Annotated in this window: 17 protein-coding genes, 1 tRNA gene and 1 pseudogene; 11 read left to right on the top strand and 8 right to left on the bottom strand. The window is 62.8% G+C overall.

Annotation, left to right across the window (positions count from 1 at the left end; translation table 11 throughout):
• The 4 genes and pseudogenes from J7I92_RS05170 to J7I92_RS05155 all read right to left on the bottom strand — a co-directional run.
• Positions 1-395 (bottom strand): annotated as a pseudogene (locus J7I92_RS05170) (IS21 family transposase); the annotation flags it as partial.
• A 481-nt stretch (positions 396-876) separates the two neighbouring features.
• Complete coding sequence (locus J7I92_RS05165) at positions 877-2,073, bottom strand: hypothetical protein (protein ID WP_214838113.1); 1,197 nt, start codon at positions 2,071-2,073, stop codon at positions 877-879.
• Between the two features lie 59 nt (positions 2,074-2,132).
• A complete protein-coding gene (locus J7I92_RS05160; RefSeq protein WP_214838110.1) occupies positions 2,133-3,809 on the bottom strand; it encodes a hypothetical protein in 1,677 nt (558 codons plus the stop codon).
• Between the two features lie 372 nt (positions 3,810-4,181).
• Complete coding sequence (locus tag J7I92_RS05155; protein WP_214838107.1) at positions 4,182-4,646, bottom strand: Lrp/AsnC family transcriptional regulator; 465 nt, start codon at positions 4,644-4,646, stop codon at positions 4,182-4,184.
• Positions 4,647-4,805: 159 nt separating this feature from the next.
• Here J7I92_RS05155 and pdhA point away from each other — a divergent pair, with 159 nt between their 5' ends.
• The 4 genes from pdhA (at position 4,806) to glmS (ending at position 11,140) form a co-directional block, all read left to right on the top strand.
• Positions 4,806-6,029, top strand: coding sequence for a pyruvate dehydrogenase (acetyl-transferring) E1 component subunit alpha (pdhA, locus tag J7I92_RS05150; RefSeq protein ID WP_214838104.1), 1,224 nt, complete (start codon positions 4,806-4,808; stop codon positions 6,027-6,029).
• Complete coding sequence (locus J7I92_RS05145) at positions 6,026-7,138, top strand: alpha-ketoacid dehydrogenase subunit beta (protein ID WP_214838101.1); 1,113 nt, start codon at positions 6,026-6,028, stop codon at positions 7,136-7,138. Before pdhA ends, J7I92_RS05145 begins: the two co-directional genes overlap by 4 nt.
• Before the next feature lie 4 nt (positions 7,139-7,142).
• Positions 7,143-8,645 (top strand): dihydrolipoamide acetyltransferase family protein, encoded by a 1,503-nt coding sequence (locus tag J7I92_RS05140; protein WP_214838099.1) that lies wholly within the window; start codon positions 7,143-7,145, stop codon positions 8,643-8,645.
• A gap of 602 nt (positions 8,646-9,247) precedes the next feature.
• Positions 9,248-11,140 (top strand): glutamine--fructose-6-phosphate transaminase (isomerizing), encoded by a 1,893-nt coding sequence (glmS, locus tag J7I92_RS05135; protein WP_214838096.1) that lies wholly within the window; start codon positions 9,248-9,250, stop codon positions 11,138-11,140.
• A gap of 522 nt (positions 11,141-11,662) precedes the next feature.
• On the opposite strand, the gene J7I92_RS24500 is transcribed toward glmS, so the two are convergent.
• From J7I92_RS24500 to J7I92_RS05120, 3 genes are all read right to left on the bottom strand, one after another.
• Positions 11,663-11,887: a DUF4386 family protein gene (locus J7I92_RS24500; protein WP_396020351.1), complete on the bottom strand. Its 225-nt coding sequence runs from the start codon at positions 11,885-11,887 to the stop codon at positions 11,663-11,665.
• Between the two features lie 118 nt (positions 11,888-12,005).
• Complete coding sequence (locus J7I92_RS05125) at positions 12,006-12,191, bottom strand: hypothetical protein (protein WP_214838090.1); 186 nt, start codon at positions 12,189-12,191, stop codon at positions 12,006-12,008.
• Positions 12,188-12,757, bottom strand: coding sequence for a hypothetical protein (locus J7I92_RS05120; protein ID WP_214838088.1), 570 nt, complete (start codon positions 12,755-12,757; stop codon positions 12,188-12,190). Before J7I92_RS05120 ends, J7I92_RS05125 begins: the two co-directional genes overlap by 4 nt.
• A gap of 105 nt (positions 12,758-12,862) precedes the next feature.
• Between J7I92_RS05120 and J7I92_RS05115 the strand changes: the two genes are divergently transcribed.
• Both J7I92_RS05115 and J7I92_RS05110 read left to right on the top strand, forming a co-directional pair.
• Positions 12,863-13,522, top strand: a complete 660-nt coding sequence (locus tag J7I92_RS05115) for a TetR/AcrR family transcriptional regulator (protein WP_214838085.1) — start codon at positions 12,863-12,865, stop codon at positions 13,520-13,522.
• 403 nt (positions 13,523-13,925) lie between these two features.
• Positions 13,926-13,996, top strand: a tRNA-OTHER gene (locus tag J7I92_RS05110).
• Between the two features lie 205 nt (positions 13,997-14,201).
• Here J7I92_RS05110 and J7I92_RS05105 read toward each other — a convergent pair.
• Positions 14,202-14,726, bottom strand: coding sequence for a TMEM175 family protein (locus tag J7I92_RS05105; protein WP_251039428.1), 525 nt, complete (start codon positions 14,724-14,726; stop codon positions 14,202-14,204).
• Between the two features lie 185 nt (positions 14,727-14,911).
• On the opposite strand from J7I92_RS05105, the gene J7I92_RS05100 reads away from it, so the two are divergent.
• The 5 genes from J7I92_RS05100 (at position 14,912) to J7I92_RS05080 (ending at position 26,917) form a co-directional block, all read left to right on the top strand.
• Positions 14,912-15,727, top strand: coding sequence for an MBL fold metallo-hydrolase (locus J7I92_RS05100; RefSeq protein WP_214838082.1), 816 nt, complete (start codon positions 14,912-14,914; stop codon positions 15,725-15,727).
• A 1,382-nt stretch (positions 15,728-17,109) separates the two neighbouring features.
• On the top strand, positions 17,110-20,259 hold the full coding sequence (locus J7I92_RS05095; RefSeq protein WP_311380129.1) for an S-layer homology domain-containing protein: 3,150 nt from the start codon (positions 17,110-17,112) through the stop codon (positions 20,257-20,259).
• A gap of 363 nt (positions 20,260-20,622) precedes the next feature.
• Positions 20,623-21,345: an SGNH/GDSL hydrolase family protein gene (locus J7I92_RS05090; protein WP_214838079.1), complete on the top strand. Its 723-nt coding sequence runs from the start codon at positions 20,623-20,625 to the stop codon at positions 21,343-21,345.
• A 271-nt stretch (positions 21,346-21,616) separates the two neighbouring features.
• A complete protein-coding gene (locus J7I92_RS05085; protein ID WP_311380128.1) occupies positions 21,617-24,241 on the top strand; it encodes a S8 family serine peptidase in 2,625 nt (874 codons plus the stop codon).
• A gap of 171 nt (positions 24,242-24,412) precedes the next feature.
• Positions 24,413-26,917 carry a S8 family serine peptidase gene (locus J7I92_RS05080; protein WP_251039427.1) on the top strand — a complete coding sequence of 835 codons (2,505 nt, stop codon included), beginning with the start codon at positions 24,413-24,415 and terminating at the stop codon, positions 26,915-26,917.
• The last annotated feature ends 63 nt before the right edge of the window (positions 26,918-26,980 follow it).

The raw sequence follows: 26,980 nt of genomic DNA, 5'->3' as shown, positions 1-26,980 counted from the left end.
TCGCCGAAGTCGTACTGCAGCCACATCCCCGGCTCAGTGATCCACGGCCGGTGGACACGTGTGTGGCCCAGCCGCCACGCGGCCTTAACCTGAGCGACAGCGCGGCGGGTGGACCGCTCGGAACCCTCATAGCCCAGGGCGAGGAGCTTCTCGTGGGCTTTGTCGGCGCGGATCCGGCCTTTGGACGCCTCGATCCATTCCTCGATCTTGGGCAGATAGGCGTCGGTGACCCGGTCCCGCGCCGCGGGCTCTGCGATGGGCCGGCCAGCGTCGCGGGCAGCGATATGCCTGGCAACAGTGTGGTGGGAGCAGCCCGTGAGCTCCGCGGTGGCGCGCAACGATCCGGTCAGATCGTAGGCAGCAAGAATTTCCATGATTTCTCCGTCATGCTTCATACAGGGCCTCTTCCTGGGCGACTTTGGTGCGACTAGACACCGTCATCAAATCCCGGGGAGAGGCCCCCGCCGCTTAAGACGCGGCAGGTTCAGTAAGGAAGTGGGCAGATCTCATGGCCACCAATGGGCAGTTTTACTGGCCGTCAGTGGGCATTTTCGTGGCCGCCTATGGGCAGTTTTTCATGGCCGCTAACACACCCTCGGGCACAGCGTACTTTCTCCTACCACGGCGCGACAGCGGCGCTAGACCGCTAAATGCGAAGGGCCGTTTTAGGTCCCACAGGCTTCGCGTGCGCCTTCAACGTATGCCCAGAATTCAATACATGCTCGTCTGAGGTTGTCCGTGATCAGGAATCGGTTGGAGATACATGCTCACGTTGTTGGTTCTCGGCGAGGAGCCGAGTAAGGACCCGCTCTCGAACGAGTGACTCGCCCAGGGCGCGACACGCCTCCGCGTAGGCTTCTTCTAATCTTATTTCGATCACTTGGCTACCCAACCTAACTTTGTCGTTCCACCCGATTCTTTGACGTACAGAGTCGACGAAGATTCTCCGTCACTTCTTAGATAAATGGACCCGACCGGCGCACTCCTAGCACCTTCCGGACTCCCAATGCCGGCACCCAGATTTACATTTTGCCCTTGAATCACACTTATAAGACCAGATGCAGCAATTGTGAATCGTTGACCCGTAGTATCGCGAGCCTCGAAGGAATTTCCGCTGCCCTTGTTCACTATTTGTTGAACGGTTCCCCCGCCAGTGCCTGATTTGGTGATTACTAAGGTGGTCCCGTTATCTCCGGATGTCGTCGCTGACAGTCCATAGTCATAACCTTGGACGAGAGCAGCGTACTGTCCAGCGTTTGCACTGTAGTTGGCATCAATTTGAACTGCTCGACCTCCTCCGGTCTCTGTTATATGAAGACCTATTCCTGTGCCGCTGTTGCTCACTCGGAGAGCCGTGCCTGGGCCCTTGCCGGCTTTGGTGACATCCATCGCCTCACCGTCGAAGGTGGATGAGGTCTGAACCGAAAGGGCCTTTGCGGACGTATGAACAAAAGTCGCAGTCTTTGCCGCACCCATACGGAAAACAAGATTCTTATCTACTCGCAGGGCCAGTGTCCCATGATCGCGAAACACCAGAAAGTCGCCCGTTCCGTCACTGCCTGGATTAATGACATCATTTCGAGTGTTGTTTATTTCAATTGATGGAGAAGAACCAGTATTGTCTATCATCAAGGCTCGGTCTAGAGAAGAATACTGATGGATGACTAGTGCTGATCTCGATCCGGGAAAGTTATGAATATCAACACCATATGTCTGGCCTGGGTTTGTCGCGTTTCCTGTTCCATCGCCGCGGTGATCTATGTTAACGACTGAACCTTTGGACGCAGCGACGTCTTTAAAGTCCAGTCGGCGTCTTACTGGCTGAAACGTGTCGTCAGGGTCACGATCTATAGAGATATACGTGATTGACGCATCGACGAGGGACTCTAGACCTACATGCCCGCCCGTATTCGTTGGTGCTTCGGCTTGCGCGGCCGCATTTGCGCGAGGTGATACGAGCGCTGTCGCGCCAGCGCCAACGGCAGCCGCAACACCCCATCGCATTACGTACCGACGACGCAGATCCTTTGGCAACTCAGTATCGGTCGTACCCTTTTCGATGCGTGAACTCATGCGGAATCTGCTCCTAAAACAGTCATCCGAGCTGATACTCGTTGGTGTTGCTCTAATCTTCAATAGCCAAAAGCAAAAGTGATTCTCGCAGTGACTGAAAAGACCGTTGCAGGATCTCTTCCTACTATTCGGAATTCAAGATCCACATCTGAGGGTAAGCCTGGAAGCTGAAGCACAAACTCATCGGCCTCCCGTCTAGCCGCACCTACTCGGATGGAGCCGCTAGTCTCCATAAGTACGGAACCATTATCGGTTCGTATTATTTGAAGTCGTGGTGCGGTTCCAGAACCAGATACTGTGCGAATTTCGGCGTCGTGAACGTAAAGAGTCCGCGCCGATATTGGTACTCGGGCACGCATGAAGGGTGTAATCGTGTTTGAACCCGTCGGTATTGAGACCAATCCACTTGATGAAGATTCCCAGGCATAAACGCGGGGTCCAGGTGAAGGACGCGCTATCTGTGCGCTCGATTTGGATATCGATGCCCGAAAGAAGGCCTCCGGAAAAAAATCCTTAGTCTGCATCCACAGCGTCTGACCGTCGTGCAATGATGCCTGTCCCACAGGATGGAACACAGGCGTGCGTGAAGCGGATTGGGACGACATTGCGCCGAGCTCATAGATCGTTGCACCGTTGTTGGTTACGTAGTAGGCATGGGCATTTCGATCGATAGGATTGGCTGGGGTCGACTCGCCTGAGCTGAAGCATATCCACTCCGACATGTCCTTTGCCGCACATATGCTTCCCCATCCAGACGAATTGAGTTGGTAGATCCGTTCAACTTGTGGATTTGTCTTACCAATCTCGCTTCGGGGCATGCGAACGAGGTATCCGAGCGGCTGGGAGTCCGATGCCCACACCAGGTAGTCGGGAAAGCACATCAGACCAATGGCGCGAGCGTTATGGCCGGCAGTCGCTTTTGTAACGACTTTCTCGACAGTGGATCCATCTGCCGTAACACGGTAGATGCCGGCGGCATCCTCATTGTCGCCAACCATGAAGTAGACGCGTCGACTGAAGGGATCATACTGAACACCATGGATGTGTCTTATTTTTTGAGGATCATTGCTGGCAATACCCGGGAATGCATACCAAACCGTCCACGTCGCACCGTCGTCGGCGGATCGGTAGATATTTATTGTCTTGAATGAGTCAGTTATTTGGTAAATCCCAAGGTAAATATAGCCAGTAACTTCGTCTTGGCACCAAGATTGAGCCGTCAGGGACAGCTCATTGGGTTCCAAAGTTTTGACACTTGAAAAATTAGCACCGTCATTGGTGGACCGGCCGATCTGGAGTGGCAGGCTGTTGAGAATCGTAATGTGGGTGCCGCTCGCAAGCCGTATCCACATTCCTCGCTGAGCAGGCATAATCGAGTTCGAGCCTAGGAAGACCCACGTTTTTCCCCCATCTATTGACTTATAGGTGCTACCGCTACGTGAAACACCATAGGCAATGTCCCCCTGCGCCCAGGCAATCGAGTAGTCATTGTGAGCTGAGGGCCACATATCCGAAATTGTCAGGACAGGTACTCTTACCGGCGGCGGAATGACCTCTCCACTGGCTGGTGACAACTCTTGCGCCGGCTCTTTTCGAAGGGCGCTAAGTGACGAAGTGGCTTGGGCCTCCCCAGCACTGGCGAGAACTGCGCCGCTGCCGACGGCCGCAGCGGAACCCATCCGGAAGATCGAGCGCCGATTAATTAGCTGGTTCTTCACTCGCGCAATCTCAGTCATGGCAGACCACCAGCGACTCGTGCCGTTTCAAAAGTATCGCCATTTCTGTCCATCTCCTGCTTTGTATTGTCTTTTGAGGAGCCTACGGTCACAAAGGACGGGGGGCACGAGTAGTTATCCCTCGAAAACAGGCGCAACTAATTACTTAGATGAAGCGTTCGGTACTCTATTTCCGGACGTAACTACTCGCTTACTTGCCGGGCGGAAGTTAGATTCGCGGGAGTGGGGGCCGAGATTTTTAAGCTCTTGGAAAGATTGGGAAAGCGGCAAGGCCTAGCGGTAGTTAGACAAACGAAAGGTCTATTGGGGTCGATGAGGAAACTTGTGGCGATCTTGTGAGGTTGACGCCAATGAACTTCCAGCTTGGCCCAATTACCGCGTATCAACATCCTCGAACACCAGAAACGTCTGCGTATCCAACACCCCCGGCATGGACTGCAGCTGGTCGAAGATCACCCTACGCAGGTCAACGTTATCCACTGCCCGCACCAGCAGGATGACGTCGAAGTCCCCGCCCACCAGGGCAATGTGGTGCACCTCAGGGATGGCCTGCAGCAACTCGCGCAGTTCGCGCCATGAATGCTGCCTCACTTTAAGCGTCACGTACGCGGAGGATTTGAGCCCCGCCTTTATAGGGTCAACGAGCGCAGTGAACTTGGTCAGCACGCCCTCGCCAGTCAGCCTTGCGATCCGTGTATAGGCGTGCGCCCGTGAGATGTGGACGTTCTCGGCCACCTGGGTGACGGACATCCTGCCGTCCCGTGTCAGCTCCGCGATGATGTTCCGGTCCACGTCATCAAGCGGCACCGCCACCTGGTCCGCTTCTGTCTCTGCCATTTGTCCACAACTCCCGCCGGTAATGCAGCTCGCACTTACGATTTGTCTTTCAGACTAGGTCAAAGTTCCCTACTTCTCCACGATTCTGCACGGGACTGGATACGAAAGTTCCGCTAGGGCCATACTGGAAGCGAATAGTGGCTACAGAAGGATTGACCAATGACGATCTCCGCGGACCACACCGCCCTCGGGCAGGACTCGCCGGAACAGCTGGCCGGGAACCACGTGACCGAAGGGGCCGCAGCCGAGGCTGTGCGCAAGTTCGGCATCACGGTGGAGGACTACATGCTGCCGGCCCGCCACCAGATCCAGATGGTGGATCAGGACGGCACCCTGAACGCCCACACAGAGCAGGGCGCCCAGCCCGGCCACGAATACGCGCTGCCCGGTGACGCTGAACTGCTGGCGGCCTATGAGCACCTGGTCGTCGGCCGCCGCGTCAATGACCAGAACTCCGCCCTGGTCCGCCAGGGCCGCATGGCGGTCTACCCCTCCAGCCACGGCCAGGAGGCGTGCCAGGTTGCGGCCGCTCTCTGCCTTGCCGACGGCGACTGGATCTTCCCCACCTACCGCGACTCCGTTGCCGTGATGGCTCGAGGCGTGGACCCCGTGCAAACCATGACCCTCTTCCGGGGTGACTGGCACAACGGCTACGACCCCGCCAAACACAAGGTGGGCATCCAGTGCACGCCGCTGACCACCCAGCTGCTCCACGCCGTCGGCGTCGCCCACGCGGCAAAACTCCGCGGCGAGGACACCGTGGTCCTGGCCATGTGCGGCGACGGCGCCACCAGTGAAGGTGACTTCCACGAGGCCCTGAACTTCGCGGCAGTCTTCCACCTTCCCGTCGTCTTCTTCGTCCAGAACAACCAGTACGCCATCTCGGTGCCGCTGGCCCACCAGTCCGTGGCGCCCTCGCTCGCCCACAAAGCCGTGGGCTACGGCATGGCCGGCGAACGGGTGGACGGCAACGACGTCGTCGCGCTCCTTGCCGTGCTGGGCCGCGCAGTGAAGCTGGCCCGCGACGGCTCCGGCCCGCTCCTGGTGGAGGCCCACACTTACCGCATGCAGGCGCACACGAACGCCGATGACGCCACCCGCTACCGCCAGGACAGCGAAGTGGCCCAATGGGTGGCAAGGGATCCGCTGAAGCGGATGCAGACCTATCTGACAGGCCGCGGACTGCTCGACGACGACGGCGCCGCCCGCATCGCGGAGAAGGCGGAGGCAGTTGCCACGCAGCTTCGCGAGGGCCTGGGAGCGGACGTCCCCGTCGACCCGCAGGATCTCTTCCGGTACGTCTTCTCTACTCCCACCCCGCAGCTGAAGGAACAGTCCGCCATGCTCGCCGACGAAATCGCCCGGGACGAGGCCGCAAAATGAGTCCCACCGTCACCACTTCCTCGGAAGCCAACGGCAACGTCGGTGCAGCAACCGCCCGCGCAGCCGCCAAAGCAGCCGCCACGGCGGAATCGGCAGGCCCGCAGACCATCACGATGGCGAAGGCACTGAACACCGCCATGGCTGATGCCATGCACGCAGACTCCTCCGTTTTGGTGTTCGGGGAAGACGTCGGCACGCTCGGCGGCGTCTTCCGTATTACGGACGGGCTCACCACGACCTTCGGTGAGTCCCGCTGCTTCGACACCCCGCTGGCCGAGTCCGGCATAGTGGGAATGGCCGTGGGGATGGCCATGAACGGCATGCGCCCGGTGATCGAGATGCAGTTCGATGCTTTCGCCTACCCGGCCTTCGAGCAGATCGTCAGCCATGTGGCCAAGATGCACAACCGGACCAAGGGAGCGGTCAAGCTGCCCATCGTCATCCGCGTCCCGTACGCCGGCGGCATCGGGGGAGTGGAGCACCACTGCGACTCCTCCGAGTCCTACTACGCCCACACTGCCGGACTGAAGGTCTTCACTCCGGCCACCGTGGCCGACGGCTACCGCATGCTCCGCGAAGCCATCGACTCCGATGATCCGGTGATGTTCATGGAGCCTAAAAAGCTTTACTGGTCCAAGGACCTGGTGGACCTGGAAGGACTCCGCGCCGAGCACGCCGCCAACACCGAACGGGGAACCTCTTCGGAAGGCCGCGCCGCCGTCGCCCGTCCCGGCAGCGATGCCACGCTGATCGCCTATGGTCCGTCGGTTCCGACCGCACTGGCTGCCGCTGCCGCGGCGGCAGAGGAAGGGCGGTCGCTTGAGGTAATCGATGTCCGCTCCATCGTTCCGTTCGACGACGAGACCGTCTGCGCCTCGGTCCGAAAGACAGGGCGCGCCGTGGTCATCGCCGAGGCCCACGGTTTCGCCTCCGTGTCTTCCGAGATTGTGGCGCGGGTTCAGGAACGTTGCTTCCACTACCTTGCCGCGCCGATCCGGCGCGTTACCGGCTTCGACGTGCCGTATCCGGCGCCGAAGCTTGAGCACTACTATCTGCCCGGCGTGGACCGCATCCTCGACGCCGTTGACGACCTCCAGTGGGAAGACTGATCAGATGAGCGAACCGAAAGTATTCCTGCTGCCGGACCTGGGCGAGGGCCTCACTGAGGCCGAGCTCGTGAACTGGCTTGTGGCCGTGGGCGACGAAATCCGGGTTGACCAGCCCATCGCCGAGGTTGAAACCGCGAAGTCCATGGTCGAGGTCCCGTCGCCGTACGCCGGCACCGTCGCAGTGCTGCACGGCGAACCGGGCCAGACGCTGGATGTCGGCAAACCGCTGATCTCCGTCACGCCCATCGGTTCCCCGGCCGTTGAGCCTGCCGAATCCAGGGCCCCGGCGGGGGAGACCGTCGAAACCGAATCTGCCGCCTCAGCCTCAGCGGAGGCCTACCGGGACGAGGAAAAAGCAGGCTCAGGCAACGTCCTCATCGGCTATGGAACACCGGGCGGACACGGCACCGCCCGCCGCACCCGTGCACGCAAACAGCCCGTCGGCGGGTCAGCCACGACCGGTGCTGTCGCAACGGTCAGCGACGCGGAAAAGGCCGCCGACGATCTCCTGCTCCTGCGCACCCGCGTGCCCGGCAAGCTTGGGGCAGTGATTTCGCCGCTGGTCCGCAGGATGGCCCGTGACCATGGAGTTGATTTGGGGGGACTCCAAGGGTCCGGTGCCAGCGGGCTGATCATGCGCAAGGACGTCGAAGCAGCCATCGCTCCCGCGCCGACAGTTGAGCCGCACCAGGTCGCTGAGCCTGCCGAAACACGGCGCCCGCGGGTTGAGCCGCGGTCCGTTGTTGAGCCCGTCGAAACCGGAGCGGAAACCGACTCCCGCACAGGGCTCGGCATCACTGCCCGTACCCCGGTCCGGGGCATTCGCAAGGCCGTGGCCGCAAACATAACCCGCAGCCGCTCCGAGATTCCGGAAGCGACAGTTTGGGTCGACGTGGATGCCACGGCCCTCGTGGAGATGCGGGCCGCTTTGAAGAAGGCAGACCCGCACAACACCCCCGGGTTGCTGGCATTCGTCGCGCGGTTTGTGACGGCCGGACTGAAGAAGTATCCGGAACTGAACACCCGGATCGTCACGACGGAGGACGCCGCCGGCGGGGAGAGCCAGGAGATCGTCGCGTTCGACGGCGTCAACCTGGGCTTCGCGGCGCAGACGGACCAGGGACTGATGGTGCCATCAGTTCGCAACGCGGACAAGATGAGTGCCCGGGAGCTGGATGCCGAAATCCGCCGGCTCACTGCAGTCGTACGGGAAGGTAAGGCAACACCGTCGGAACTGGGCAGCGGCACGTTCACGCTGAACAACTACGGGGTCTTCGGAGTGGACGGCTCTGCAGCGATCATCAACCACCCTGAGGTGGGGATCCTGGGCGTGGGGAGAATCATCGACAAGCCGTGGGTGGTCAACGGCGAGCTGGCCGTCCGCAAGGTCACGGAGCTGACCCTCACGTTCGATCATCGCGTGTGCGACGGCGGGACGGCCGGTGGTTTTCTCCGGTACGTCGCTGATGGAGTTGAGCACCCGGCATCGGTATTGGCTGACTTGTGACTGAGTCGGGTGTGAAGAGCACGCTCGCAACCTTGTCAAGGTAGCTTGCACTGGATAGTTCAAGCTATTTGTATGTTTCGGGACCAGCAAACCCGTCGGACACGCCGTTTGAGGTTGCCGTCTCCGCGGTACGACGAGGACGTCTACGCATAAATACAGGTACCGCCTACTCTACTGCTCTCTTCGGCGAGAAGAGGAATATGGCCGTATGACCACTTATATTGTTGAAGCAAATGCAATAGACCACCGGTGCCAGTGTTGCGGGGATATTTGTGATTTGTTGTTCTGTAACGAATGCACTACCCATGCCGCAGCTGACGAAAAGAAATCGGAGTAGTTAGCTTCTCCTCATGCGGTTCGTGGGAGCAAAGTCATGGGCAAGCAAGATGATACTCAACATCGCTCAACTTCCCTTACGACGTGACTTCGGTCGAGCCCAGCGCGGGAGCGGCGAAGACCACGGAACGCAGTTCAACCGTAGATGGCAAGGCGATGTAGCACGCGAGGATCTACAGTGAGTCTTTGCGCTCGCAGTGCCGGTATTCGGCCAGATAGCATCACGGAGCAATTCCGTCCAGCATGTAGCCTGTACGGTTGGCTCTATGTGTGGAATCGTAGGATACGTAGGCCATTCGTCAGGCCGGGTAAATGTTGGCCACGGCGCGTTGGACGTTGTCCTTGAGGGACTCCGCCGCCTGGAGTACCGGGGCTATGACTCCGCGGGCGTTGCTGTGGTGGCGGACGGGACCATTTCGTCGCGCAAGAAGTCCGGAAAACTGATCAACCTGCTCGCTGAACTGGAAGCGTCTCCGCTGCCTGATTCCGTGACCGGAATCGGTCACACCCGCTGGGCCACGCACGGCGGGCCCACGGACCAGAATGCGCACCCGCACCTGTCCGACGGCGGCAAGCTGGCCCTGATCCACAACGGCATCATTGAAAACTTCGGCGAGCTGAAGCTGGAACTGCTGGAAGGCGGCACCGAGTTCGCGTCCGAAACGGACACCGAGGTGGCCGCCGCGCTCCTGGGTGACATCTTCCGGAACAAGCTGGGCGGTGATGCCTCCAACGGCGGCCTGGCCAGGGCCATGCAGCTTGCCTGCCAGCGCCTCGAAGGCGCCTTCACCCTTCTGGCCGTGCACGCGGACCAGCCCGACGTCGTCGTGGCCGCCCGGCGCAACTCGCCGCTCGTGGTGGGCCTGGGCGAAGGGGAGAACTTCCTCGGCTCGGACGTCTCCGGTTTCATTGAGTACACCCGCCGCGCCGTGGAGCTGGGCCAGGACCAGATCGTGACCATCACCGCGGACACCGTGGAGATCACTGACTTCTTCGGCGCCCCCGCCCAGGGCAAGGAATACCACGTTGACTGGGATCCGGCTTCGGCCGAGAAGGGCGGCTACCCGTCCTTCATGGAAAAGGAAATCCATGACCAGCCCGACGCCGTGGCCAACACCCTGCTGGGCCGCTCGGACCTGGACGGCAAGCTCACGCTTGATGAAATGCGCATCGACCCGGAGCACCTGAAGAAGATCAACAAGATCATCGTGCTGGCCTGCGGGACGTCCGCGTATTCGGGCCAGGTGGCCAAGTACGCCATCGAGCACTGGTGCCGGATTGCCACCGAGGTGGAGCTCTCCCACGAGTTCCGCTACCGCGACCCGATTGTGGATGAGAACACCCTGGTGGTGTCCATCTCGCAGTCCGGTGAAACCATGGACACCCTGATGGCCGTCCGGTACGCCAAGGAACAGGGCGCCAAGACCCTGTCCATCTGTAACACCAACGGCTCCACCATCCCGCGTGAATCCGATGCCGTGCTGTACACGCACGCCGGGCCGGAGATCGCCGTGGCGTCCACCAAGGCGTTCCTGGCGCAGATCACCGCCGCGTACCTGCTGGGGCTGTATTTGGCACAGCTGCGCGGGAACAAGTTCCAGGGCGAGATCAAGGACATCCTGGCGGACCTGGGGAAGATCCCGGCCAAGATCCAGCAGATCCTGGACCACGAGGACCAGATCAAGGAACTCGCCCGCTCCATGGCCGGCTCCAAGTCCGTGCTGTTCCTGGGCCGGCACGTCGGCTTCCCGGTGGCCATGGAAGGCGCGCTCAAGCTCAAGGAACTGGCATACATCCACGCCGAAGGCTTTGCCGCCGGTGAGCTGAAGCACGGCCCCATCGCGCTGATCGAGGAAGGCCAGCCCGTGTTCGTGGTGGTCCCTTCCCCGCGCGGCCGGAACTCGCTGCACGCCAAGGTGGTCTCCAACATCCAGGAAGTCCGGGCCCGCGGTGCGAAGACCATCGTGATCGCCGAGGAAGGGGACGAAGCGGTCAAGGCGTACGCCGAGCACGTCTTCTACATCCCGGAGACGCCCACCCTCCTGGCGCCCCTGCTGGCCACAGTGCCGCTGCAGATTTTCGCCCTCGAACTCGCCACGGCCAAGGGATACGACGTGGACCAGCCACGCAACCTGGCCAAGAGCGTGACCGTAGAATAAGGGGGGGAGCTCCAGGCAATTGCCTACTCTCGACGGGCGTGCGCTTTGACGCGGCACTGGACGCGCTGAAATGAATTCGTCTAGTGCCGTGGCCCGGTGCTATACATGTCCCATGAAAGTTACGGTGTCCCTTGGGGAGGGCAACGATCCGCTGGACTGCCCGCATCAGTTTGTTGGCGTTTGCAAAGGGTGCCGAGGTTCCACGGAACACGGCGTAGGGACAGTGCTGGTGACAGAGATTTGACGCTCTCGACAGCCTTGTAGGGGCCGTTTCTCATGGACGCAAGTCGGAGTGCTCGGCGCACCTTAGGTTGGCGACCAGTCCAAGGTCGCCGCCACCGTCGGAACGCTCGTATGACGTAACGTGATTCGTCGTGGCGCCACACGGGGCGCAAAAAGTCTTGTGCTGTTTAGTAGCCATAGCCAGATCATAAGCAGGCGGTAGTTTCCTGTGGGTTACCACAGTGGAACAAAAACTGTGCGGCAAGGTCACAGCAACATTGCCACACCCGTCGCCACGAGCTACAGTGACCAGGCAATGTAGATCACAGGAGTCATCGCCGCAGCCACTTTCCAGCCGCCGCGCTCGAACGGGCCGACGAACTCCAGCGAGCAAAGGGCCAAGACCGCACCGACCACAATCCCCACGACGCCCAGCCACGCCGGCACGACGTCGCTCTGCAGGATCGCTGCGCCCACGAGCAGGCTCCACGCCCCCGTGAAGAGGTAGCCCAGGTGTTCGCCCACGGCCACGCCCAGGAACCGGTTGAACGACCGACGGTTGATCGCAAGTTGAGCAGCACGGGATCGGCGCCTGACAGGACGCCGGCCAGGAGCACCGCCAGCGGCGCCAGCAGGACGGCCGTCATGGCGAGCGCCCACCAGAGCAGCACCAGCGCGGAGCCGCCCTGCCGGAAGCGGTCCAGGACTTCGCCGGTGGAGCGGCGGAGGATGTCCGGTAGTCGAACTTCGCAGCCAGCGGCGCAAACGCTGCGTTGAAGGCCAGCGGCAGCACGATCAGCAGGACCGCGGCGGCAACGGTGGCGTTCATTGAACGGGTTTCGCGGACGCAGGAGCCGCGGAAGGAGTGCCCGCGGCGGGGCGCCGGACATCAGGGCCGAGGATGCGCCGCAGCACCAGGCCGGTAAGAGCCGTGGCCACCAGCGCGCCGCTGGAGCCGAACGCCGCGTAGCCGTTCTCGGCGTCGACGATCACATTCGCGGTGACCAGCCAGCCGAGGCCCCAGCTGAGGCTGACTGTTGCCGCCCACAGCGCCCTGACGCGCAGGCCGCGCTGCAGAGCGACTCCCTGGGCTGCGCCGATCACGGCCCCGGTGAGCAGCCCCGACATGACGAGGGCCGGCGTCGTGGTTCCTGCCCCGGTGACGACTGCCGCCAGGGCGCTGCCGGCGCCCATTCCGAGGACGGCGCCGGCGAGCCAGCGCCACCCGGCGGCCGGTCCCAGTGCCAGCCATTGTGCGCCGCCGATCACGGCTCCGGCGATGACGCCTGCCAGCGCTGCGGTGAGCGGGCCGGTGATTAAGCCGGCCACCTGAAAGGCCAGCCAGCCTCCCACGGGGAAGCCGAGGAATGTTGGTGCCCAGCGTAGGAATGACATTGGAGGATCGCCTTCGGAAATGTTTGCGTACTAAGTACGCTACGGCATAACGTACACTGTACACAAGAACCTCCGCCAGTATTTCCCCGACTGAAAGCCGGTGCCATGCCCTCGAAAACCTCGGCGGAACCCCGTAGTCGCCGCGCCCGGAACTCGCTGACCGTGGACGCCATCCTGGACGCCGCGGAGCAGGTGGCGGCAACCGGGTTCGAGGCGCTGACCGTCCGCGCCGTCGCGGTGGCGCTGGACGCCGCGCCCATGTCTCTCTACCGCTATTTCGGCACTAAGGACGAGCTGGTGGACGCCCTGCTCAATCGGGTCCTGGGGCGGTTCACCGCTCCGCAGGAAACCGCTGACTGGCCTGCCGACCTGGCGGCGTTCGCGCGGAACCACCAGCAGCTGCTGCGTGATCACCCGTGGGCCATCACCCCGCTGATCGGGCACCCGTACCCGGGGCCCAACGCCCTGCCCATCGGCGAGGCAGCGCTACGCATCCTGGAGCGTGCGGGCATCACCGGTGACGCCGCCGTCGCCGTCTTCAGCGGAATAGTGGCACTAAACTACGGCTGGTCCTCCTTCGTCCTGGCCCGCGAGGCAACCGAGGCGTTCAGCGGCGGGGGAGAGGTGGAGCTGCCGCCTGCACCGCCGGAGTTTCCGCTCACTGCCGCGGTGGTCGGACCGATGAACCGTTACGGGAGTGAGGACCATTACGAGCGGACCCTGAAGCAGCTGCTCGCCGGGATCGAGGCCGACAGTCGACGGTAGCGGCGTCCCGCACCGGAGGGTGGGGTGAAAGGGCTGATCTTGCGCCGGGGTGCCAGGGTGCTGTATCGGCGGTTGCTCTCGACCGGATGGAGCGTCATCGAAGGGTGGCGCTTCGTGATCGAAAACAATGAAGTAAAGGGCGCGCGGTCGCCGCCAGATGCTGCCGTGGAGGCTTGGCACTTCGGGCTGCACGTTGGCGCGCATACTCCGCAAGACGTGGCAAGGGTTTCGCTTTGCGAAGCTGATTGGTAACGTGCCTGATGCCCACGGGGGTGATAGTGCCCTAGGAAGCTGTTCGCACTCGTGGCGGGGCGGTCCGGTTGAGGCGCAGTTGTTCGCCTCCCGGACCGCCGACCCCAGAAATTTCCAAGGTTGCGTCCCTGACGTGTTCCTCAGCAACACGGGCTGCACGGTTAGGTATCAGGCTTTCCCCCGAACCCTGGTGGTATGAAGGTTCGACTCCTTCACGGCCCACTCCTCTCCTCGGAACAATGCAACATCCCGTCACGAGCCCGACTGGAGAGTCTTGGTACAAGCGTCACGTCATATCCCATCCTGCAACGAGTTCGAGTCACGGGAAGTGTCCTCTTCAATCGCCGTTCGCCGGAAGCGTGCGGAGACCCACCGCGACACCCATGACGCCGGCAGGAGCAGCAGCCACAGCAGCGGGGTGTAGGCATTAAGGAGGAACGCGGCCGGAATGCTGAGCAGGAAGACCACCGGTACAGCGACGCGGGCGGTAAATATCCGCCGGTGCACATGCGAAGCCATCCCCGGATCCATGAGCTTCGCGTGCCGGGCGTAGGCCCAGATCCCAGCCAGCAGCAGGTAGATCGCGGCAATGTTGGGCATACAGAATGCTGGGCCAGGGCGTAGAGTCGTCCCCGTATTCGCTGAGGACGGACGTGGGCGCCGGCAGCATGGCGATGAAGAACAGCAGGGCCAGGTTCAGCCATGCCAGCGTGGAATTGAAGCGGCGGATCAGCGCGAAATCTGAATGGTGGGACAACCAGGTTTTGGCGATGATCACGAACGACAGCGCATAGGCGAAGAGCTCGGGAACGGCCCCGATCAGGGCGCCGTCCAGCTGTGCCGCCGCGATGCCCTCGGGAAGCTTCAGGTCCAGGGCCAGCAGGGTCAGGGCGATGGCAAAGACAGCATCGCTGAAAAACACCATCCGCTCCAGGGGCGTTCCGGATTCCATGCGGGGAACCTCCGTTTCATCGGCCGGGCAACTGAAGTACGGCACAGGCTACTCGCCTGCGCTGAACATTGGCGATGACCGCCCTTTTGCCCCGCCGCCGCGTGCCTTTCATCAGGCTTCCATCAGCCAGGCGTGGGTAGAATCGAGGCCTAAGATCGCCGGAACGCATGAATACGGAGAACAGAATGTCGCGATGGATGGAGGTCGGCCAGGGCAACCACGTGCTGGCCACCGAAGGCTCGAAGCTCAACACCGGACTCATAGTCGGCGCCCAACGCGCCATGGTGATCGACACCGGCGGGGGACCCCGGCAGGGCCGCGAAATCCTGGCCGCCGTGCGGGAAAAAACCCAGCTGCCGCTGGTTGTGGTGAACACCCACGCCCACTACGACCACTTCTTCGGCAATGCGATCTTCGCGGACGACGGCGTCACGGAGTTCTATGCCCACGAGAACTGTGCGCGCGAGATTGAGGAAAACGGGGACCGGCAGCGCCGCATGGTCGCCACCCTGGAACCGGAAATGGCCGCCGGCGAAGGCGCCGACGCGGAACTGGTGGTTCCCAACGCAATCGTGAAGGACCAGCCGGTGCTGGTGGACCTCGGCGGCCAGACCGTCACGCTGTTCTACCTGGGCCGCGGGCACACGGACGGCGACCTGCTGGCGGGCACGTCCACCACCCTGTTCGCAGGCGACCTGGTGGAGCAGGGCGCGCATCCGTCCTTCGAGGACGCCTTCCCGGAGGAATGGGCCGACGTTCTCCGGCACATTTCGGCCCTGCGGCACCGCTACGAATTCCTGATCCCTGGCCACGGTGAGCCCTGCAGCGACCAGTTCGTGAAGACGATGGCCAACACCATGACCACTGCTGTCCGGCAGGCATTCCAGTCCATCCGCGACACTCCAAGCGACGCCACGAAGGCGATCCCGGTGCTGCCCTACGGACCGGAGCAGTCCCGCTGGTTCATCAAGCGCCTGCAGGAGACACGCTCGCACCACTAGGTGGCGGCGGTCCACTTGAATACTTCGAGACACTTGGAAGGTGTCGATGTGGCCGCAAGGAAGTAACAGGCTCAGCGTAGTGGCATACTCTTGCAAGCAAAACGCGGCAGCAGGTCGTTCCGTTGGCCAAGTGAATAGACGCCGGGCGCTATAGTCGATTGCAGACTCTAGTGACACAGCGTCGTATGTTCGCGTGGGCCTCCACGCCTGGCCTGGGGGAACCAACAATGATAAAGAGAGCATTTGGCGCTGCCATTTTGACTGTAGCTGTTCTGGCCAGTTCAGTGATGCCGTCTCATGCTGCGGATGTTCAGGCTCCTAGTATTACGTCTGTGGCTCGGACTAGCCCTGCTGTTGTGAAGCCGGGTGATGTCGTTACCCTCTCGTTTGAGACTGAGGACGACACCTCGAGTTACATCTCGGATGCCGCCTATGCCGGGCCGACTGGTCAGGGCTATTACCTGAGCGGTGGGAGCCTGTACATTGACTCGTCATTTCCGAACGGGGAATACACTTTCAGTCACGTCCGTGTGGTCGACTCGGCCAACAATTGGACCCGTTATGCGGGCGGACAGCCTGAGTCCTATCCGCCCGGCGCCATACCTGCCCCGAATGTTCCCCTGGACTTCGCCCCGCTGACATTCACTGTCACTCAGTCCACGGCGGATGTTCAGGCTCCTAGTATTACGTCTGTGGCTCGGACTAGCCCGGCTGTTGTGAAGCCGGGTGATGTCGTTACCCTCTCGTTTGAGACTGAGGACGACACCTCGAGTTACATCTCGGATGCCGCCTATGCCGGGCCGACTGGTCAGGGCTATTACCTGAGCGGTGGGAGCCTGTACATTGACTCGTCATTTCCGAACGGGGAATACACTTTCAGTCACGTCCGTGTGGTCGACTCGGCCAACAATTGGACCCGTTATGCGGGTGGACAGCCTGAGTCCTATCCGCCCGGCGCCATACCTGCCCCGAATGTTCCCCTAGACTTCGCCCCGCTGACATTCACTGTCACTCAGTCCATGGCGGATGTTCAGGCTCCTAGTATTACGTCTGTGGCTCGGACTAGCCCGGCTGTTGTGAAGCCGGGTGATGTCGTTACCCTCTCGTTTGAGACTGAGGACGACACCTCGAGTTACATCTCGGATGCCGCCTATGCCGGGCCGACTGGTCAGGGCTATTACCTGAGCGGTGGGAGCCTGTACATTGACTCGTCATTTCCGAACGGGGAATACACTTTCAGTCACGTCCGTGTGGTCGACTCGGCCAACAATTGGACCCGTTATGCGGGTGGACAGCCTGAGTCCTATCCGCCCGGCGCCATACCTGCCCCGAATGTTCCCCTGGACTTCGCCTCCCTTACCTTTTACGTCGGAGCGGCACCTGTGACTCCCGCTGCTGTGACGTTTACGGATGCCGACGGCACTTCGGAGGACACGTTCATGGTTCCCTCGACGGAGGGCGTCGAGTACTTGGTCGGTGACAAGGCTGTTGAAGCCGGCACCTATCCGGGCACCGGGAAGGTCACGGTGAAAGCCCGGGCAAAGACGGACTACGTCCTCGCCGGAGGTGCAGCTGCGGAGTGGTCAACCACGTTCAAGACGACACCGTACGCGGTGACTCCTGCCGCCGTGGTTTTCGTTGACAAGGACAGCACCGCGGAGGACGCCTACACTGTTCCGTCGACCGACGGCGTGGAATACCTCGTTGGCGACCACGTCGTTGAAGCCGGCAGCCACGCTGGTAGCGGGACGGTCACTGTGAAGGCGCGGGCCAAGAGCGACTATGTCTTGGCTGAGGGTGCCGCTGTGGAGTGGTCTGCAACGTTCAAGGCGACCCCGTACGCGGTGACTCCTGCGGCCGTCGTGTTCACGGACAAGGATGGAACCGCGGAGGACACGTACACGATCCCCGCCATCGACGGCGTGGACTACCTGACAGGAGACACTGTCGTCGAGGCCGGAACGCATCCGGGGTCCGGCACGGTGACTGTGAAAGCTCGCGCCACGACCGACTACGTCCTGACCGAGGGCGCAACTGCAGAGTGGAGCAGTACCTTCAAGGCTACGCCGTATAAGGTGACTCCTGCCGCCGTCGTGTTCACGGACAAGGACGGCACCGCCGAGGACTCGTACGCGGTTCCGTCGACCGGTGGCGTGGAGTACCTGCTCGGCGACAAGGTTGTTGAAGCCGGAACCTACCCGGGCGCAGGCACGGTCACTGTTAAGGCACGGGCGACGGCGTATTACGTCCTCGCGGAGGGTGCCGCTGCCGAGTGGAGCAGTACCTTCAAGGCCACGCCGTACGAGGTGACTCCTGCCGCCGTCGTCTTCACGGACAAGGAGGGGACCGCCGAGGACACGTACACGATCCCCGCCATCGACGGCGTGGACTACCTCACAGGCGACACCGTCGTCGAGGCCGGGACGCATCCGGGATCCGGCACGGTGACGTTGAAGGCTCGCGCCACGACCGACTACGTCCTCGCCGAGGGTGCCGCTGCAGAGTGGTCCGCCACGTTCAAGGCGACCCCGTACGCGGTGACTCCTGCCGCCGTCGTTTTTACGGACAAGGACGGAAACGCTGAGGACACCTACACGGTTCCGTCGACGGAGGGCGTGGAGTATTTGGTCGGCGAACAGGTCGTTGAAGCTGGAACCCATCCGGGCACGGCGACGATCACTATTACTGCTCGGGCGAAGACGGACTACGTCCTGGCCGACGACGCAGTTTTTGAGTGGTCCGCCACGTTCAAGGCGACCCCATACACGGTGACTCCTGCCGCCGTCGTCTTTACGGACAAGGACGGAACCACTGAGGACACCTACACCCTTCCGATGATGGAGGGCGTGGAGTACGTAGTCGGTGACCAGGTCGTAGCTGGCGGGCCATATCCCGGCACCGGTACAGTCACCGTGAGAGCCAGGGCGAAGGGGGACTACGTCCTTGCCGAAGGTGCCGCTGCGGAGTGGTCCGCCACCTTCAAGGCGACCCCGTACGCGGTGACTCCTGCCGCCGTCGTCTTCATGGACAGGGACGGAACCGCTGAGGACACCTACACCGTTCCGACGATGGAGGGCGTGGAGTACGTAGTCGGTGACGAGGTCGTAGCTGGCGGGCCATATCCCGGCACCGGTACAGTCACCGTGAAAGCCAGGGCGAAAACGGACTACGTCCTCGCGGAGGGTGTTACTGCCGAATGGACTTCGACGTTCAAGGCGAGCCCGTACATGGTGACTCCTGCCGCCGTCGTCTTTACGGACAAGGATGGCACCGCCGATGACACCTACACGGTTCCATCGACGGAGGGGGTGGAGTACCTCGTCGAGGGCATCCTCACCGGGGCGGGAAACTATCCGGGTACGGGGACAATAACGGTGACAGCACGAGCCAAAACGGATTACGTCCTTGCCGAGGGCGCTACCGCCGAATGGAGCTCAACGTTCAAGGTGACCCCATACACGGTGACCGCCGCCGCCGTCGTCTTCTCTGACAAGGACGGCACCGCGGGGGACACTTTCACGGTTCCGGCGACGGACGGCGTTGAGTATCTTATTGACGGCAGCGTGGTTGAAGCCGGGAACTACCCGGGTTCGGGCACGGTCACCGTTAAAGCACGTGCCAAGGCGGACTACATCCTGGCAGCAGGTGCGGCAGCCGAATGGACAAATACGTTCAGAGGCAGCCTTTCGGCGCCGGTCCCCACGATCACGGGCACACTCACTGTCGGCTCGACTCTGACCAGCGTTCCCGGGATCTGGACTCCCGAACCGGACTCGTTGGGCTACCAGTGGTACCGCTCGGGTCTAGCCATTGCCGATGCGACAGGTGCCAGTTACAACCTGGCCATCGCCGACGTCGGGACCACCATCACTGTCCGGGTTACCGGCGCCAAAGCCGGATACGGAACGGCGACCGCGGAATCAGCCCCGGTTTCCGTGGCGGCGCCGCCGTCCTTCAACGACATCCATGAGGGGTCGGCTTTTGCCTCTGAGATTTCCTGGCTGGCAAGTGCCGGGGTCACTCAGGGGTGGACCGAAGCGGACGGCACTCGGACCTTCCGCTCGGCCCAACCGGTAAACCGGGACCAGATGGCGGCGTTCCTGTACCGGCTGAAGGGCAGCCCGGACTTCGTGCCGCCGGCTCAGTCGCCGTTCTCAGACGTGCCCACCACGCACAACTTCTTTAAGGAGATCTCGTGGCTGTGGTCCGCCAAGATCAGTGAGGGCTGGAAAGAAGCAGACGGCACCTGGACGTTCCGCCCGGCGGCGACCGTAAACCGCGACCAGATGGCAGCCTTCATCTACCGCCATGCCGGATCACCTGACTATCTCCCGGAAGCCCAGTCGCCGTTTGTGGACATTCCCACGAACCACAATTTCTATAAGGAGATCTCCTGGCTGGCGAAAAACGGCATCAGCAACGGCTGGACGGAATCCGTCGGGTCCAAGACCTTCCGTCCGGCGTCGTCCATCCTCCGGGACCAGATGGCGGCCTTTATGTACCGCTACGCAACGAGGGCCATAAGTTCATAAGCCTGGCTTACTATAAGCTCGGCGGTCCGCTTACAGCTGTGCCCAACACAAAGCGGACTGCCGCCTGCTTCCATGGGTTAGTCAGCCCGGGGGCTAGCTCCTCACCTTGACCACTGCTGCCCCGCAGGCTTTCCAGTCCATCAGAGCGCCAGTAGTGTCGCGCCTAAAACAAGTAGCCACCACTCGGGTGCGGAGCAATTTGCAAACCTACCCTCGGTACAAGATGACTCTGATGCACAACGATCCATGGCGGCGACCGCCGGCTGATCGAAGCAATTTGCGGATCTGGCGTTGACAGGTTGCTCCGTCTTCGGCGCCTTAATCCGTCATCAGGCTCAATCACGTCTCTAAGGGGGGACTTCCTTGAAACGCTTTGCATTGTTTGCTGTTGCCGCTCTTGCCCTGGCCGGATGCAGCACCCCGGCGCCGCCGCCCGTGTCCGACAAGGTCCAGCATGCGTTGGAGGCTGCCCGTACACGTGCCTCCGAGTCCGTGACATCCAAGGCCGTGAAGGTGACCTTCATTGGTGAGTCGTACACAGCCGGAGCCGGTGCCACCAATCAGCACGGTTGGGTCAAGCTTCTGTCTGCGAAGAACAACTGGAGTGCAGTAAATCTTGGCCGTGGCGGGACCGGATACCTGAAGACCATCGCCAGCGGAGGCGTCAACGCTTGCGGCGCCGAGGTCTGCCCGAACTACCTGACAATGGCGGACAAGGCCATAGAGTCCAAGCCTGATGTTGTGATCGTTGCGGGCGGCCGGAACGATGGTGCGGCGCTCACCCCGGACCTGGCGTCCAACGTCACCGCCGTGTTCAGTAAGCTCCGCGCCGGTCTCTCTGCCGCGAAGATTATTGCGTTGAACCCCATTTGGGCGGCCGAGTCCCCGCAGCCCGATTCGGCGGCGTTCGGCGAGGCGGTCAGGGCCGGAGTGACTGCCGCCGGTGGCTCGTTCGTTTCCATCGGCGCCCCACTGGAAGGCCACCCGGAGATGATCACGAAAGACAACGTTCACCCGAACGACGCTGGCCACCAGCACCTCGCTGACGTCGTTGGCGAGGCGCTGGCGGGGGCGAAGCTTCCCTAGGGACTAGCTATAAATCAAGTCGTTGTTACAATCATGCTTGACGCGGAACTCGCGGTCTCTTTTCCTCCTGCGTACCGGCTCCTGGGGGTCGACGCTCGGCACCTAGGATTTCGCGATGTTTCACGCGCTGCGGACACGTCTGTCCTCCCGTCTCCTGATTCCAACCGTTGTGGCACTGCTGTGCGGCTCGGCGGTTCCCTTGCCGGCTGTGGCCGACGATACGCCTGCCCTCCCAGTTGCTCCGGCCGCGGCGCGGCCCGGGAACCCAAGCGTGGCAACCGACCAGTTCATCGTTAAGTTCAAGGCCACGGCCGCCGGCAGCTCAGCACTCCGGACAGAGGCCTACAGCAGGGTCACCAGGGACGTCGGTGTCCCGGTGAACGACCTCCGCGGGACCTCGGCCGGTGCCCGCGTCCTGCGTGCCGACCGCACCCTCGATTCCGGTGAAACCCAAAAGGCGCTGGCCGCGCTGACGGCCGATCCCGCCGTCGAATATGCCGAGCCGGACACCCGGATGTACGCGGCAGCAATCCCGAACGACCCGTACTACCCGCTGCAGTGGGGCCTCCACAGCGGAGGCGCTGCCGGCTCGATGAACGTGACCGATGCCTGGAACGCCACCAAAGGTGCCGGCGCGGTGGTGGCCGTGATCGACACCGGGATCACCGGCCACTCGGACCTCGACGCGAACGTGCTCCCCGGCTTCGACATGATGTTCGACCCCGCCTACTCCCGGGACTCCAACGGCCGCGATGCCAACCCCCGAGACGAAGGAGACTGGACACCGGCCGGCATGTGCGGCGACGGCGCGCCCGCCAGTCCATCCTCCTGGCACGGCACCCAGGTTGCCGGCACCATCGCTGCCGCCGCGAACAACAGCAAAGGCATCTCCGGAGTTGCACCCGCCGCGAAGATCCTGCCCGTCCGTGCCCTGGGCCCGTGTGGCGGCTATCTGTCCGACATCACCGACGGCGTCATCTGGGCCGCCGGCGGAAGCATCGCCGGCCTGCCCTCAAACCCCACCCCTGCCCGGGTGATCAACCTGAGCCTCGGCGGCACCCAGCCCTGCTCGCCAACCTTCCAGAATGCCATCGACTTCGCCTACAACACCGGAGCAGCAGTGGTGGTGGCCGCCGGCAACGAGAACGTGCCGGCTGAGGAATCAAGCCCTGCCAACTGCCAGAACGTGATCTCGGTGGCCGCCATTGCCCGCTCCGGGCAGTTAGCGCCGTACTCCAACTACGGGTCCAACGTTGACTTCGCGGCACCAGGCGGGGACATGAGCCAGGCAACGGAAGACGGCATTGTGGTGGCCTTCAACACCGGCACGCAGACGCCCGCGGCGGAAACCTACGCCTTCTCCGAAGGGACCTCCCTGGCCGCCCCGCACGCCTCCGGACTCGCCGCCTTGCTCATGGCACGGCTGGGAGACCTGGCCACTCCGGCAAACGTGGAAGCGCGCCTGAAAACGACCTCCAGGAAGTACGCCTGGGCGTGCGTCACCAAAACGTGCGGAAGCGGCGTGCTGGACGCAACCGCGGCACTCAACTTCAAGACCGACCGCGAAATTGTCGGAAGCACGCCGACCATTAATGGACAGGCCGCCGTCAACTACACCCTTTACGCCGACGCCCGCAGCTGGACCCCCAGTGATATCGATCTTTCCTACCAGTGGCGCCGGAACGGCACCCCCATCCAGGGGGCCCAGACGGCGAGCTATCAGGTACAACCGGCCGACGTCGGGACAACCCTGACTGCGACCGTCACCGCGAGCCGGTTTTTCGGGAGCAGCGTGACTTTCACGTCGGCGCCGACGGCGCCGGTGGTGGCCTTGGTAACCGCCCCATACGACCCGATGATCTACGGCCAAGCCATTGTTGGAAGCCAACTGTCCGCATACACAGGGACGTGGCAACCGGAAGGGGTCACCCTTTCCTACCAATGGCTCAGGGCCGGCAACGCGATTCCCGGGGCCACTGCCGCCACCTACACGGTGACCGCCGACGACAAGGGGAAGACCCTCAGACTCCGCGTTACGGGCACCAAGGCCGAGTGGGTCTCGGCGGAGCGCACCAGTGAAGAAACGGCCGTCGTGGCCACGGGGGCAATGCCGGTGCCCGTTCAGTTCACCGACAAAATCGGAACCCCCAATGACACCTACACAGTCCCCGCGGCCGTAGGGGTGGAGTACCTGGTGGCCGGAAACGTCGTCCCTGCAGGAACCTACCCTGGCACCGGCAACGTCGGAGTGATGGCCCGGGCTACCGGGGGCTACGCTCTTGTGGAGGGGCACGTTTCCGCGTGGGGCCACCTGTTCGACCCCATCATCTTCAACGACATCACGTCGGCCTCCGCCTTCTCCACGGAGATTAACTGGCTGGCCCTGAACGGGATCACCGAGGGCTGGACCGAAAACGGACAGCGCCTGTTCAAGCCGGCCCAGCAGGTGAACCGCGACCAGATGGCGGCCTTCCTGTACCGGCTGGCCGGCAGCCCGGAGTTCGTCCCGCCGGCCCAGTCGCCGTTCTCTGACGTGCCCACCACGCACAACTTCTACAAGCAGATCTCCTGGCTGTCGAGCGAGAAGATCAGCGAGGGCTGGAAGGAGGCCGACGACACCTGGACGTTCCGCCCGGCGGCCACGGTCAACCGCGACCAGATGGCAGCCTTCATCTACCGCCACGCCGGATCGCCCGACTACGTCCCGGAAGCCGTGTCCCCGTTCGCGGACATCCCCACCACACACAACTTCTACAAACAGATCTCCTGGCTGGCCAAAAACGGCATCAGCAAAGGCTGGACGGAATCGGACGGGACCAAGACCTTCCGGGCCGGGTCCTCCATCCTGCGGGACCAGATGGCTGCCTTCATGTACCGTTACCGCCACCTGCCCTAAGGGAATCGCCTCCCGCTCCCATAGGCGGGGAAAAGCTGCTTTACCCGTTACAGCTGTTTCCTGTTGAGTCCTATGAGCAGCGAGTAGGTAGTTGTTAGAATTGGGATGGACGCGGTGACGCTCCGATCCCGCGTCCAGTGGGGGCAAAGCACGGACCATAGGATGCATGAAATGTTTAGTGCGCTGAGGATGCATGCGTCCTCCCGGCTAGTCCTTGCCGCTGTGGCCGCCTTGGTGGGTGCGGCAGCCATCGTTCCTCCTGCCGCGGCAGCCGATGAACGTCCGCTGCCGGCGGCGCCGCATTCAGCTCCCTCCGCAGCTCGGGACATGCCCACCGATCAGTTCATTGTGGGATTCAAGGAAAAGGCCAACGCCAGTGCGGCCGAGCGGAATGCATCCTACGGCCGGGTGTCGAAGAAACTCGGCGTCGGCGTAAAGGAGGTCCGCGGCACGGCCGGCGGCTCCCGCGTCCTCCGGGCGGACCGTGCCCTGACATCCGCCGAAGTTGACCGGGCGGTGGAAACCCTCCAGTCCGACGCCGACATCGAGTTCGCCGAGCCGGATGCCCGGATGTTCCCCCTGGCCGATCCGAACGATCCCTACTATCCCCTGCAGTGGCACCTGTGGGAGGAGACCGCCGGGATCCGCCTGCCCGCCGCCTGGCCCGTCAGCAAAGGTGCGGGCACCGTCGTCGCCGTCGTTGATACCGGCATTACCGACCACAGCGACCTCAACCCCAACGTGCTGCCCGGCTACGACATGATTTCAGTCGCCTCCGCGGCGCGCGACTCCGACGGGCGCGACGCCAACCCCCGCGACGAAGGCGACTGGACTTCCGACGGCCAGTGCGGGGCCGGCACCACGGGAGACCCCTCGTCCTGGCACGGCACACATGTGGCCGGAACCGTGGCCGCCGTCGCGAACAACGGCAAGGGCGTCACCGGCGTGGCCCCGGAAGCCAAGCTCCTGCCCGTCCGGGCCATGGGCGCCTGCGGTGGCTACACCTCGGACATTGCGGACTCCATCATCTGGGCCGCGGGCGGCAGCGTCTCCGGTGTTCCCGCCAACCGCAACCGCGCCCGGGTCATCAACCTGAGCCTGGGCGGTATTGTTCCCTGCTCGGCCACCTACCAGAACGCCATCGATTTCGCCTACAAAGCAGGCGCTGCCGTGGTGGTCGCCGCCGGGAACTCAGACCGGCCGGCAGCCGACTCCAGCCCGGCCAACTGCAGGAACGTCATCACGGTGGCCGCCAGCAGTCGTAACGGCAGCCGGGCGCCGTACTCCAACTACGGCGACGCCGTCGACGTCACCGCCCCCGGCGGCGACATGTCCCAGAGCGCGCAGAACGGGATCGCTTCCACCCTGAACAGCGGCAGCTACGGGCCGGTAGCGGAAAACTACGCCTATTCGCAGGGAACCTCCATGGCTGCCCCGCACGTGTCCGGGGTGGCAGCACTGATGATGTCCGCAGGCGGCAGCGGCATGACCCCCGCAAGCGCGGAGCAGCAGCTCAAGGACACCGCACGGCCCCTCCCCGGAACCTGCACCGGAGGCTGCGGGGCCGGCCTGGTGGACGCCGCCAAAGCGGTGGGCGTGAAGACCCCCACCGTTGTCACGCCGTCGCCGGTGGTCTTCACGGACAAGGACGGCACCGCCGGGGACAGCTACACGGTCCCGGTGACGGAAGGCGTGGAGTACCTCGCGGGCAGCACGGTGATCAAAGCGGGCACATACCCCGGCTCCGGCACGGTCACCGTGACGGCCCGGGCGAAGCCGGACTACATCCTCGCTGCCGGCGCAGAGACCCAGTGGAGCCTGACATTCAAAGGCTCCCTCATCGCCGCAGTTCCGTCCATCTCCGGAGCTCCCGCGGTGGGCTCCACCCTGACCGCACTTCCCGGCACCTGGACACCGGCCCCGGACTCCTTTGCCTACCAGTGGTACCGCTCCGGGACAGCCATCACGGGTGCCACAGCAACGAACTACAAACTGGTCGACGCCGACCTGGAAGCCGCCATCACCGTGAAGGTGACCGGAACCAAGTCCGGCTACGGAACGGCCACCGCCGAATCTGCCGCGGTTTCCGTGGTGCCCGGCCCGGCGTTCGCCGACGTGGGCCCGGGCACTCCCTTCGTCGACGAGATCAACTGGATGGCCTCTGCCGGAATCAGCAACGGCTGGACCGAGGCAGACGGGACACGTACCTACCGTCCCGCCCAGCCCGTCAACCGTGACCAGATGGCGGCGTTCCTGTACCGGCTGGCGGGCAGCCCGGACTTCGAATCGCCCGCCACATCACCCTTTACCGACGTCTCCACCCAGCACGGCTTCTACAAGGAAATCGCCTGGCTGTCCGTGGCAGGCATCAGCAACGGCTGGGTGGAACCGGACGGCACCCGCACGTTCCGCCCCGCACAGACCGTCAACCGCGACCAGATGGCAGCCTTCCTGTACCGCCACGCCGGATCCCCGGATTTTGTCCCGCTGGCGCAGTCACCCTTCGCCGATATTTCCGTGGGACATCCCTTCTACAAGGAGATCTCCTGGCTGTGGAAGATGGACATCTCCCAGGGCTGGCCGGAAAGCGACGGGACGCGCACGTTCCGGCCGTCCGCCTCCATCCTGCGGGACCAGATGGCGGCCTTTATGTACCGCTATGCGTCGAGGCCCTGAAGCGGTCTTTAAGCCTGCTCCTCGAACAGCATTGTTACGGAAGTTACTGAATGGTTCGGATGT

It is taken from the genome of Arthrobacter sp. ISL-72 (genome assembly GCF_018613755.1).
Classification (GTDB): Bacteria; Actinomycetota; Actinomycetes; order Actinomycetales; family Micrococcaceae; genus Arthrobacter.
Note: the sequence above shows the minus strand (reverse complement) of the source record. Positions and strands in the feature narration are given on the sequence as shown.